This is a genomic window from Microbacterium sp. H6 (assembly GCF_003314775.1).
Classification (GTDB): Bacteria; Actinomycetota; Actinomycetes; order Actinomycetales; family Microbacteriaceae; genus Microbacterium; species Microbacterium oxydans.
The window spans coordinates 3,665-14,510 of the sequence record NZ_QOAY01000208.1 but is presented as its reverse complement, the minus strand read 5'-3'; the positions used below and the strand labels follow the sequence as shown (position 1 = coordinate 14,510).

The following is a 10,846-nucleotide window of genomic DNA, read 5'->3' as shown; positions in this document are numbered from 1 at the left end:
CGTGAAACCGCCGATGGATACCTCGACGTGGTACGAGGCTCCGCCCCCAGGCGCTCGCTGTCGATTCTCCTGGGCACAGGTCTCGACACTCGACCGGGTGCGATCCCAGGTGACGGGGTCCTTGCTCGTGACCGTGGTACCCGCCGTGAGCGTGGCGATCATGCTGCTCGGGTTCTCCTGGCAGTCGGTCGAACGCCACCATTCGTCCGAGCCGCTGGAGATCGTGAACGCCTGGGTGGCGGAACCGACGTCGAGCGTGCAGTCCTTCGTGCCCTTGTTGGTCAGCGAGATCGAGAGCTTCGGCAGAACGCCGGGCGCATAGCTCTCGGCGTCGGTCACGGCGGCGACCTCGATGTCCGCCGCCTCGCAGGCGACGATCGCCGGCGTCTGCTCGGAGGAGGGATCGGGAGAGGGCGACTGCCCCTCGGTCGTCGCGCCCGCGGACGGTGACGGCGACGTGGAGGGGGTGGACGTCGGCGTCGATGACGTGTCGGCCGAGGCCCACGGGCGGGCGATCAGCAACCAGGCGCCGATGCCGATCGCGGCGACGGCCAGGATGAGACCGAGGATGACGACCAGTCGCCGACGACGGTAGACGGCGGCAGAGCGACGGGGCATGACTCCAGGCTAAGCGATCCGCCGCGCTCAGCCTGGGAGGCCCCACGGCACACGCGGACGAACGTGCGTGGTCAGAGCACCTTGAGCATGCGCGTGTTGCCGAGCGTGTTCGGCTTGACGTGGGCGAGGTCGAGGAACTCCTCCACACCCGCGTCACCGCTGCGCAACAGCTGCGAGTACACGTCCGAGTCGACCACCTGCTCGCCGATCGGGGTGTAACCGCGCCGCCCGAAGAAGTCGACCTCGAACGTGAGGCAGAACAGGCGGGTCAGGCCGAGCGTCTTGGCGTTCTCCTCCAGACGGTCGACGATCGCGCGCCCGACACCGTGGTGCAGCCAGTCGTCGCGCACGAGCAGAGTGCGCACCTCGCCGAGGTCTTCCCAGAACACGTGCAGCGCACCGCATCCGATCAGCACGCCATCGGCCTCTGCGACGACGAACTCCTGCACCGCGCCGTACAGCACCGCCAGGTCTTTGCCGAGCAGGATGCGCTGTTCGACGAGCGGCTGCAGCAGGTCACGGATGCCGACGATGTCGGCGCTGCGCGCCGGACGGACGATGTACTCGCTCACACCACAAGCCTAGAACCCACCCCTGGGCATGTCCCTCAGCCGGGGTCGGTATGCCAAAACCCAGACCATCCGATGCCCTCGAGGCGTGTCCGGCCTGGACGCGCCGAGGCGCCGCGGCATGGTCTGGGTTTTCGCACGAAGCGGGGACACACGAGGCGGGGACACACGAGGCGGGGACGCAAGAGGCGGGGACGCAAGAGGCGGGGACGCAAGAGGCGGGGACGCAAGAGGCGGGGACGCAAGAAGGGGCGGATGCCGCAGCATCCGCCCCTTCTCGTGGTTCCGGGAGGTCACTCCCCGCTGGCGACCGCCAGGTCGGGGGTGCCGGAGATCGCGCCGCCGCCGGTGTTCACACCGACCGCGACGGGACCGCCATCGCGCGGGCCGTGCTCGAACAGGAACTGCCCGTCCTTCGCGTCGACCTTCACGTGGTCTCCGGAGTTGAGCTCACCGTGCAGGATCTTCTCGGACAGACGGTCCTCGACCTCGTGCTGCATCGCGCGACGCAGCGGTCGGGCGCCCAGGGCCGGGTCGAAGCCGATCTCGATCAGACGCTCCTTGGCGGCCTGCGACAGCTCGATCGTCATGTCGCGGTCCAGCAGACGCTCGCCGAGGCGCTTGGTGAACAGATCGACGATCTGCACCAGCTCTTCCTTCGACAGCTGCGGGAACACGATGATGTCGTCGACACGGTTGAGGAACTCGGGCTTGAAGTGCCGCTTGAGCTCTTCGTTCACCTTGCCCTTCATCCGGTCGTAGCTGGTCGAGTCGTTGCCCTCGATCTGGAAGCCGACGGGTCCACCGGCGATGTCGCGCGCACCGAGGTTGGTGGTCATGATGATGACCGTGTTCTTGAAGTCCACGATCCGACCCTGACCGTCGGTGAGACGACCCTCTTCCAGGATCTGCAGCAGCGAGTTGAAGATGTCCGGGTGCGCCTTCTCGATCTCGTCGAAGAGGACCACGCTGAACGGCTTGCGCCGCACCTTCTCGGTGAGCTGGCCACCCTCTTCGAATCCGACGAATCCGGGAGGGGCACCGAACAGACGCGACACGGTGTGCTTCTCACCGAACTCGCTCATGTCGAGGGAGATCAGCGCAGCTTCGTCGTCGAACAGGAACTCGGCGAGAGCCTTGGCCAGCTCGGTCTTTCCGACACCCGTGGGGCCGGCGAAGATGAACGAGCCGGAGGGACGCTTCGGGTCCTTGAGGCCGGCACGCTGACGACGGATGGTCTTGGAGAGGGCGGCGATGGCCTCCTCCTGACCGATGACGCGCTGGTGCAGCGCCTTCTCCATGAAGACGAGTCGGCTGGACTCCTCCTCGGTCAGCTTGAACACGGGGATGCCCGTCGCCTGGGCGAGCACCTCGGCGATCAGACCCTCGTCGACGACCGCCTGGGTCGCGACGTCGCCCGCACGCCACTGCTTCTCGAGGCGCAGACGCTCCGCGAGGAGGCTCTTCTCCTCGTCGCGCAGGGAGGCGGCCTTCTCGAAGTCCTGCTCCTCGGAGGCGACTTCCTTCTGCTCGCGCACGGCGGCGATCTTCTCGTCGAACTCACGCAGCTCGGGCGGGCTGGACAGGATCGACAGACGCAGACGTGCGCCGGCCTCGTCGATCAGGTCGATGGCCTTGTCCGGGAGGAAGCGGTCCGAGACGTAGCGGTCGGCGAGGTTCGCCGCGGCCACGATCGCGCCGTCGGTGATCTGCACCTTGTGGTGCGCCTCGTAGCGGTCGCGCAGACCCTTGAGGATGTTGATCGCGTGCGGCAGCGTGGGCTCGTTCACCTGCACCGGCTGGAAGCGGCGCTCGAGCGCGGCGTCCTTCTCGAAGTGCTTGCGGTACTCGTCGAGCGTGGTGGCACCGATCGTCTGCAGCTCGCCGCGGGCGAGGAGAGGCTTCAGGATGCTGGCCGCGTCGATCGCACCCTCGGCGGCGCCCGCACCCACGAGGGTGTGGATCTCGTCGATGAAGACGATGATGTCGCCGCGCGTGCGGATCTCCTTGGTGACCTTCTTCAGACGCTCCTCGAAGTCACCGCGGTAGCGGGAACCGGCGATGAGCGAGCCGAGGTCGAGCGAGTAGAGCTGCTTGTCCTTCAGCGTCTCGGGCACATCGCCCTTGACGATCGCCTGGGCCAGCCCCTCGACGACGGCGGTCTTGCCGACGCCCGGCTCGCCGATCAGGACGGGGTTGTTCTTGGAACGGCGGGAGAGGATCTGCATGACCCGCTCCGCCTCCTTCTCGCGCCCGATCACCGGGTCGAGCTTGTTGTCGCGTGCGGCCTGGGTGAGGTTGCGACCGAACTGGTCGAGCACGGCCGAGCCGCCCTGAGCGCCCGCCTGCGAGTCGTTGGTCTGCGCACCGACGGACGCCGGCTCGCGACCGGGAGCGCCGGAGAGCAGCTGGATGACCTGCTGGCGCACCTTGTTGAGGTCGGCGCCGAGCTTGACGAGCACCTGGGCGGCGACGCCCTCGCCCTCGCGGATGAGGCCGAGCAGGATGTGCTCGGTGCCGATGTAGTTGTGGCCGAGCTGGAGGGCCTCGCGGAGGCTGAGCTCGAGAACCTTCTTGGCGCGCGGGGTGAACGGGATGTGGCCGGTCGGCTGCTGCTGACCCTGGCCGATGATGTCCTGCACCTGCTCGCGCACGGCGTCGAGGGAGATGCCGAGCGACTCGAGCGCCTTGGCAGCGACACCTTCACCCTCGTGGATGAGACCGAGCAGGATGTGCTCGGTTCCGATGTAGTTGTGGTTGAGCATCTTCGCCTCTTCTTGGGCGAGGACAACCACTCGACGGGCTCGGTCCGTGAATCTCTCGAACATGCTGTGACTCCTTATTCGCACGGGGCGAAGCGCTGACACCTATGGCGTTCTCTGCGCCTGTACATCGAGAGTAACCACCGCGAACGGCACGTATGCCCGTGTTCGCCGTGGGCATACCGGAGGTTGACGGGGTTATCGACTGTCGTTATGTTAACGAAAGTCGATAACAACGGGTCCGAACCGGGCCACGGAGAAGGAGGCGCCATGACCGATGTACCGACCGCGACCAGAGCGGCGAGCCTGGTGGAGAAGACCGTGCTGGGTGTCATAGCCGGAGCCGCGGGAGCCATCGCGGTCGTCGATCTGATCGGCGCAGGCGTCCGCACCGCCGTCCTGATGACGGGCGAGTCCGTCACCGTCCCGTCGATGCCGCTGAGCACGGCCGAGGCGCCCGCAGTGCTCGCGGCGTCCTCGAACATCTCCGATGCACAGTACGACACCGTCACGCTCACCGCCTCCGGCCTCAGCCTGTCTCCCCGCCTCCTGCTCGCCATCGCCGATGCGCTCGCGGTCCTGGGCCCGATCGTGCTGTGCCTCGCGGTCGCCTGGCTGTGCATCCGGCTCTTGATCGGTCGCCCCTTCGGCAGCGCGGCGACCTGGGGCATCGCCGTCGCCGCGCTCGCCGTCATGGCGGGCGGTCTGATGAGCCAGGCGGTGCGCGCGAATGCGTTCAGCGAGATCACCTCCGAGCTGAACCTCGTCTCCGGTGGCGTTCCGGCGTTCGAGATGTCGATCGACCTCGCCCCGTTCGGGTGGGGCTTCGCGCTCGTGGTCGTCGCCGGCGCGTTCGAGATCGGTCAACGCCTACAGCGCGACACGGAAGGACTCGTCTGATGAACACCACCGCAGCCGCAACCAAGGCCACCCGCTCCGAGACGGCGGACGCGATCACCGTGATCCTCTACGCCGCCGCGGCTCTGGTCGCAGTGGCGTTCGCCACGATCCTGCGCGTCGCCGGCACCTTCCGCGACTCCGGGATCGCGTGGTCGATCCCGATCGACGAGCAGCCGATCTCGGCGACCACCGACTCCGGCGCGATCTCCGTCGAGGGGATAGCGCAGGATGCGATGGTCTTCGCCACCGGTGTGAACACGGTGTCGGTCGGGGCGATCATCGCCGCCATCACCCTGTGGGCGCTCGCGGCCCTGCTGGTGATCGGGTCGGTCACGCTGGTCGCCTGGAACTTCCTGCGCGGACGTTTCTTCGTGCGCGGCAACGCCCGCGCGTTCGATGTGATCGGCTGGACCCTGGTCGTGGCGCCGATCCTGATCGTCATGTTCGAGACCATGGGCCGCAACGGCGTCACCTCAGCACTCGGCCTCGGTGAGGGAGAGCCTGCGCATCCGATCGAGTTCTGGAGCGTCGCTCCGATCTTCGCGACCGGCGTGACCGTGGGCCTGATCGCCGTCGCTTTCCGCCGCGGCATCCGCCTGCAGAACGAGAAGCTCGCGCTCGAGAAGGAAACGGAGGGGCTGGTGTGACCCCGGCGGAGAGCGACGACGAGTTCACCGGCATCCACTGCCGACTCGATGAGCTGCTCGCCGATCGCGGGATGACCCTCACCGAGCTGAGCGCCGCGGTCGGGGTGAGCATCGTGAACCTGTCGGTTCTGAAGAACGACCGCGCCCGCGCCATCCGCTACTCCACCCTTCGCGCGATCTGCGAAGCGCTCGACTGCGAAGTGGGCGAGCTGCTGGTGCTCGCTCCCCGCTGAACTCCCCCCCGCTGAGCTCACTCCCCCGCTGAGCTCGGGAGCGTCATCCTTCGTCATATCCACCCAGGGAATTCTCAGGGAGTCATAGCGTTGGGCCTCATGGCGCGCACTCGGCGCGCCGCGATCCTGGAGTCCCCACCCCATGAGCACCACCGCACGCGCCCAGAAGGCGCCAGACACCCGCGGACCGGTCCGGAAGCTGCTGACGTCGTTCGGCTTCCAGATCCTCGCCGCCCTCGTCCTCGGCGTCGCCGCCGGTCTGATCGGCCGCCAGCTCGGCGCCACCGCCGAGAACCCGAACGGCCTGTCGGCGACCCTCGACACGATCGGCAGCTCGTACGTGACGCTGCTGCGCGCCGCCGTCGTCCCGCTGATCTTCACGGCCATCGTCGCCAGCATCTCGAACCTGCGCCGCGTGCAGAACGCTGCACGCCTGGCAGGGCAGACGATCCTGTGGTTCGCGATCACCGCGTTCGTCGCCGTGATCATCGGCATCGTCCTCGGCCTCGTGATCCAGCCGGGCAACCGCGCCGGTGAGGGCCTCGAGACCGGCGACCCGTACACGGTCGGCACCTGGTGGAACTTCCTGCTGGGTCTCATCCCGCAGAACTTCCTCGGGCTCACGGTCAGCACCAACCCCGGTGCCGTCGAAGGCACCTTCAGCTCCAGCGTCGGCTTCAACATCCTGCAGGTCATCGTGGTCGCGGCCGTCGTCGGCATCGCCGCGCTCAAGGCCGGCAAGAAGGCAGAGCCGTTCCTCGTGTTCACCGAGTCGCTGCTCAAGGTCATCCAGCGCGTGCTGTGGTGGATCATCCGCATCGCCCCGCTCGGCACGTTCGGCCTCATCGGCTCTGCAGTGATCAAGTACGGCTGGGAGAAGCTGGCCTCACTCGGCTGGTTCGCCGCCGCGGTGTACATCGGCCTCGCGCTCGTGCTGTTCGTCGTCTACCCCGTCCTGGTCAAGACGCACGGCCTGTCGATCAAGCAGTACTTCTCCGGCGTGTGGCCCGCGGTGCAGCTGGCCTTCGTCAGCCGTTCCTCGATCGGCACGCTGCCCCTCACCGAGCGCGTGACCGAGCGCAACCTCGGAGTGCCCCGCTCCTACGCCTCGTTCGCCGTGCCGCTGGGCGCGACCACGAAGATGGACGGCTGCGCCGCGATCTACCCGGCCATCGCCGCGATCTTCGTGGCACAGTTCTTCGGCATCGAGCTGAACTTCGTGCAGTACCTGCTGATCGTGATCGTCTCGGTCGTCGGTTCCGCCGCCACCGCCGGAACCACCGGCGCGGTGGTCATGCTCACGCTGACACTGTCGACGCTCGGTCTGCCGCTCGAGGGCGTCGGGCTGCTGCTCGCGATCGACCCGATCCTCGACATGGGCCGCACCGCGGTCAACGTCGCGGGTCAGGCGCTGATCCCGACCATCGTCGCCAAGCGCGAGGGCATCCTGAACGAGGAGCTCTACAACGCTCCGCGCGAGGGCCTCCCCTTCGCCGACGACTCCGGCGACGACGACGCTCCCGAGGCGGACGCGTCCGCCGACAAGGAGCCGGTCAGCGCACGCTGACCCCCTCTCCCTCTCTCCCTCTCTCCCTCTCTCCCTCTCCCCCCTCTCCCCCCTCTCCCCCTCCTCCCTCCCCGTCTCTCCTCCGCCGAGACCCACGCGCGTCGTCGAGACCCACAGTCGCAGACGTCTCAGACGATGGGTCTGGGCGACGACGATGGGTCTCGGCGGAGGTGGGGAGGGGGGGGAGGGGGAGCGGGAGGGGAGGAGGGAAGAGGGGGAGGGGGAGAGAGGGGGAGAGGGGAGGAGGGGGAGCGGGAGGGATCGTCAGGCGCGGCTCTGTTGACGGGTGGCACCGCGCGTGTCGAGCGCGAGCTCCTCGGCATCCATCGCGGCGATGAGCTCCCGCATCACCTCTTCGTCGAGATTGCCGGCGTCGCGCTCGGCGAGGAGGATGTCGCGGCGCACCTGCAACCACCCTCTGGACAGCGCGACGAGGTCGTCATAGGAGGGCCGGGTCACGGCGTCCTCGACCTTCTGCGCCTCGTCGGTGTCCTTCTCCACCCGGGTCATACGCTTCGTGAACGCGTCGAACACGCTCAGATCGACCTCGCCGTACTTCGCCTCCCACTCCACGCGCTTCTCGGCGAGATAGGCCTTGCCGGCCTCGCGGCTCTTCTCCCGCACTTCCGCAAGAGCCGCCTCGTCCTCCGCCTCATCCGCGTCGCGCTCGATGCCGAGACCACGGATCAGCATGGGCAGCGTGAGCCCCTGCAGCAGCAGGGTGCCCACCGTGACGATGAACGCGACGACGACGATCGCGTGCGACGCCTCGGTGTCGAGGGTCGCGAGGTCGGCCGCCGCCACCGCGATCGCCAGCGTCACCACCCCGCGCATGCCCGCCCAGGAGATGACGGCGCTGTCCTTCCACGTGAGGGTGAGTCCCGCCATCTGCTCCCGGACGATGTGGCTGCGCAGTTCGTCCGCCGTGTAGTTCCCCCAGCGACGCGACCTGCGGTGACGTTTCTCGAACTCCCCGGATTCCACACCGCGATCCCAGCGCTCGAGACGCTTGCGGTCCTGGAAGTTCGACCACGCACTGGTCGGGTAGATGTAGAGGGGCCGCACGATGACCACCACGAGCAGCACCGCGCCGGAGAGCAGCAGGATCTGTCCGACGGACTCGCTGCCGAGGTCGCTGAGCACGCGAGGGAACTGCAGCCCGATGTAGGCGAACACGAAGCTCTCCAGCAACAGGTCGGCCGAGAGCCACAGCGGCTTCTCCTGTTGGCGCGTCGTGTAGTCGGTGCGCGGCGAGTTGTAACCGACGTAGAGCCCCATCGCCACGACGGCGAGGACTCCCGATCCGAGCAGATGCTCGGCGATCGCGTACGCACCGAACGGAGCGAGCAGTCCGAAGGTGCCGATGACGACCGGATCGCTGATGCGCATGCGCAGCTGGTGCAGGACGATCCCGAAGACGAGTCCGACGGCGACACCGACGCCGACAGCCAGCAGGAACTGCAAGACACCGCCCCACACCGAGACCGTCGCCCCGGCGAGGATCGCCGCGAACACCCGGTACAGGGTGAGCGAGGTCGCGTCGTTGATGAGGCTCTCGCCCGACAACACGGTCATGATGCGTCGAGGCAGTCCGAGCCGACGACCGATCGCCGCGGCGGACACCGCGTCGGGAGGAGCGACGATCGCGCCCAGCAGCAGTGCGCCGGGAAGCGTGAGCGAGGGCAGGATCCACCAGGCGACGAACCCGACAGCGAGGGCCGTGAGCAGCACGAGCCAGATCCCGAGACGGCGGATCTGCGGCAGGCTGCGCTTGAACCCGACGAAGGAGACATCGAGGGCGGCCGAGTACAGCAGCGGCGGCAGCACGAGACTCAGGAGCACATGCCCGTCGATGTCGAGATCGGGCACGAACGGGAGGAACGACGCGGCGAGCGCGACCACCGTCACGAGCAGAGGTGCAGGCCATCCACGCCACCGCGCGAAGGCGGCGACGGCGACCGAGCCGACGAGGACGTAGAAGATGCCTGCTTCCATGCCTCAACGGTAGTGGTCGGGCCCGATGGACGGTCGGCCGCGTCGCACCATCGATCAGTCGGCGGAGCGGCGGCCTCTCCCGCGCTGAGCATCGAGAGCTTCGCGGAGCTGCTCGTTGCGCACCTGCAGGTCGTCGTTCGCATCCTGCAGGTCGAGCATCCGAGCGATCCCGGCGATGTTCACCCCGTCTTCGCGCAGTGAGGCCGCTCGCCGCAGCCGTTCGATGTCGTCATCGCTGTAGCGGCGGGTCCCGCCTTCGCTGCGGGCGGGGGTGAGCAAGCCCTTGCTCTCGAACAGGCGGAGCGTCGCCTCGGGGAGCTCGACCAGCTGCGCTGCGACGGCTATGCCATAGAGCGGCGTCCGGCTGTCACGATGCGGCATGCGGTCACCCCCTGAGGTCGGCGGGATTCGGAGTTGCAAATCTAACACGAGTTGTCGTATAAAAAATCTATAGCAATGGTGCAGATCTCCTGCACCACCGATTCGCCCTCAGGGCAGCACGAAAGGAGAACCTCATGGCACTGACCTTCGACCCCTTCAGCCAGCTCGATCGCTTCGCCGCGAGCGTGCTGGACTCCGTTCGCGCTCCCCGGCCGATGCCGGTGGACCTCTTCCGCGACGGAGACCGGTATGTGCTCCACGCCGACCTTCCCGGGGCCGACCCCGGCTCGATCGACGTCGATCTCGACGGCGGTCAGCTCACGATCCGCGCACAGCGCACCCCCGACACCCGTGACGGTGTGCGCTGGCTCGCCCGTGAACGCGGATCCGGCTCCTTCCTGCGGCAGTTCTCGCTCGGCGAGGGTGTCGACCTCGACGGCATCAGCGCCTCGTACGAGAGCGGTGTGCTGTCCGTCATCATCCCGGTGAGCGAGCGTGCCAAGCCGCGCAAGATCACGGTGGAGTCCACTGATCAGCGCGAGGCGATCAACGCCTGACGAACGGGGTGGGGGCGGCGTGACTGTCGCCCCCACCCCGTTGGGCCCTGAACACCGCCGGGCGAACCGGGCAAGACGGGGAATGACGGCGCCTGCGGACGCGTTGCAACCGAGGATGCCCGATACAGCTCTCTCCGTCCTCGACCTCGTCCCGGTTCGCACCGGCCAGACCAGCGCAGAGGCCGTCGCCGCCTCGCTCGCTCTCGCGGAGGTCGCCGACCGCCTCGGCTATCGCCGCTACTGGTTCGCCGAGCACCACAACATGCCGTCGGTCGCGTCGACCACTCCCCCGGTGCTGATCGCGGCCGCAGCCACCCGCACCTCGCGCGTGCGGCTCGGTTCGGGCGGCGTGATGCTGCCCAACCACGCGCCGCTCATCGTCGCGGAGCAGTTCGCGGCACTCGAGGCGATCGCGCCCGGCCGCATCGACCTCGGCCTCGGGCGCGCTCCGGGAAGCGACCCGGTCATCACCCAGCTGCTCCGCGGTTCGGGAACGACGAGCGACGTGGAGCAGTTCCCGCGCCATGTGCAGGACATCGCCGCACTCCTCTCCGGCGAGGGAGCCGCCCTGCGCTTCACCTCTGGCGGGGAGTACACGGTGCGCGCCACTCCGGCCG

Annotated in this window: 11 protein-coding genes; 6 read left to right on the top strand and 5 right to left on the bottom strand. The window is 68.0% G+C overall.

The window, feature by feature from the left end:
• The 3 genes from DSP71_RS14035 to DSP71_RS14020 all read right to left on the bottom strand — a co-directional run.
• Positions 1–618: hypothetical protein (locus DSP71_RS14035; RefSeq protein WP_113681403.1), on the bottom strand; the 618-nt coding region annotated here is incomplete at its 3' end.
• A gap of 71 nt (positions 619–689) precedes the next feature.
• Positions 690–1,190, bottom strand: a complete 501-nt coding sequence (locus tag DSP71_RS14030) for an amino-acid N-acetyltransferase (protein WP_046747600.1) — start codon at positions 1,188–1,190, stop codon at positions 690–692.
• A 290-nt stretch (positions 1,191–1,480) separates the two neighbouring features.
• Positions 1,481–4,015 carry an ATP-dependent Clp protease ATP-binding subunit gene (locus DSP71_RS14020; protein WP_046747599.1) on the bottom strand — a complete coding sequence of 845 codons (2,535 nt, stop codon included), beginning with the start codon at positions 4,013–4,015 and terminating at the stop codon, positions 1,481–1,483.
• A gap of 204 nt (positions 4,016–4,219) precedes the next feature.
• On the opposite strand from DSP71_RS14020, the gene DSP71_RS14015 reads away from it, so the two are divergent.
• The 4 genes from DSP71_RS14015 (at position 4,220) to DSP71_RS14000 (ending at position 7,296) form a co-directional block, all read left to right on the top strand.
• Positions 4,220–4,849: a hypothetical protein gene (locus tag DSP71_RS14015; RefSeq protein ID WP_113681400.1), complete on the top strand. Its 630-nt coding sequence runs from the start codon at positions 4,220–4,222 to the stop codon at positions 4,847–4,849.
• Positions 4,849–5,496 carry a hypothetical protein gene (locus DSP71_RS14010; protein WP_113681399.1) on the top strand — a complete coding sequence of 216 codons (648 nt, stop codon included), beginning with the start codon at positions 4,849–4,851 and terminating at the stop codon, positions 5,494–5,496. Before DSP71_RS14015 ends, DSP71_RS14010 begins: the two co-directional genes overlap by 1 nt.
• Positions 5,493–5,729 (top strand): helix-turn-helix transcriptional regulator, encoded by a 237-nt coding sequence (locus DSP71_RS14005; RefSeq protein ID WP_046747597.1) that lies wholly within the window; start codon positions 5,493–5,495, stop codon positions 5,727–5,729. The genes DSP71_RS14010 and DSP71_RS14005 overlap by 4 nt, the downstream gene beginning before the upstream one ends.
• Before the next feature lie 142 nt (positions 5,730–5,871).
• Positions 5,872–7,296 carry a dicarboxylate/amino acid:cation symporter gene (locus tag DSP71_RS14000; protein WP_174799748.1) on the top strand — a complete coding sequence of 475 codons (1,425 nt, stop codon included), beginning with the start codon at positions 5,872–5,874 and terminating at the stop codon, positions 7,294–7,296.
• A gap of 264 nt (positions 7,297–7,560) precedes the next feature.
• On the opposite strand, the gene DSP71_RS13995 is transcribed toward DSP71_RS14000, so the two are convergent.
• Positions 7,561–9,291, bottom strand: a complete 1,731-nt coding sequence (locus DSP71_RS13995; protein ID WP_058632974.1) for a sodium:proton antiporter — start codon at positions 9,289–9,291, stop codon at positions 7,561–7,563.
• 54 nt (positions 9,292–9,345) lie between these two features.
• The gene (locus DSP71_RS13990; protein WP_046747595.1) at positions 9,346–9,672 is read right to left on the bottom strand and encodes a MerR family transcriptional regulator; all 327 of its coding nucleotides are present in this window, start codon (positions 9,670–9,672) and stop codon (positions 9,346–9,348) included.
• A 134-nt stretch (positions 9,673–9,806) separates the two neighbouring features.
• Here DSP71_RS13990 and DSP71_RS13985 point away from each other — a divergent pair, with 134 nt between their 5' ends.
• Both DSP71_RS13985 and DSP71_RS23905 read left to right on the top strand, forming a co-directional pair.
• Positions 9,807–10,229 carry an Hsp20/alpha crystallin family protein gene (locus tag DSP71_RS13985; RefSeq protein WP_058632973.1) on the top strand — a complete coding sequence of 141 codons (423 nt, stop codon included), beginning with the start codon at positions 9,807–9,809 and terminating at the stop codon, positions 10,227–10,229.
• A gap of 115 nt (positions 10,230–10,344) precedes the next feature.
• Positions 10,345–10,846: MsnO8 family LLM class oxidoreductase (locus DSP71_RS23905; protein WP_258546448.1), on the top strand; the 502-nt coding region annotated here is incomplete at its 3' end.

Coding starts and splice junctions, on each gene's coding strand:
- DSP71_RS13995 (WP_058632974.1), bottom strand. CDS start 9,291: ATGGAAGCAGGCATCTTCTACGTCCTCGTCGGCTCGGTCGCCGTCGCC.
- DSP71_RS13990 (WP_046747595.1), bottom strand. CDS start 9,672: ATGCCGCATCGTGACAGCCGGACGCCGCTCTATGGCATAGCCGTCGCA.
- DSP71_RS14010 (WP_113681399.1), top strand. CDS start 4,849: ATGAACACCACCGCAGCCGCAACCAAGGCCACCCGCTCCGAGACGGCG.
- DSP71_RS14015 (WP_113681400.1), top strand. CDS start 4,220: ATGACCGATGTACCGACCGCGACCAGAGCGGCGAGCCTGGTGGAGAAG.
- DSP71_RS13985 (WP_058632973.1), top strand. CDS start 9,807: ATGGCACTGACCTTCGACCCCTTCAGCCAGCTCGATCGCTTCGCCGCG.
- DSP71_RS14000 (WP_174799748.1), top strand. CDS start 5,872: ATGAGCACCACCGCACGCGCCCAGAAGGCGCCAGACACCCGCGGACCG.
- DSP71_RS14020 (WP_046747599.1), bottom strand. CDS start 4,015: ATGTTCGAGAGATTCACGGACCGAGCCCGTCGAGTGGTTGTCCTCGCC.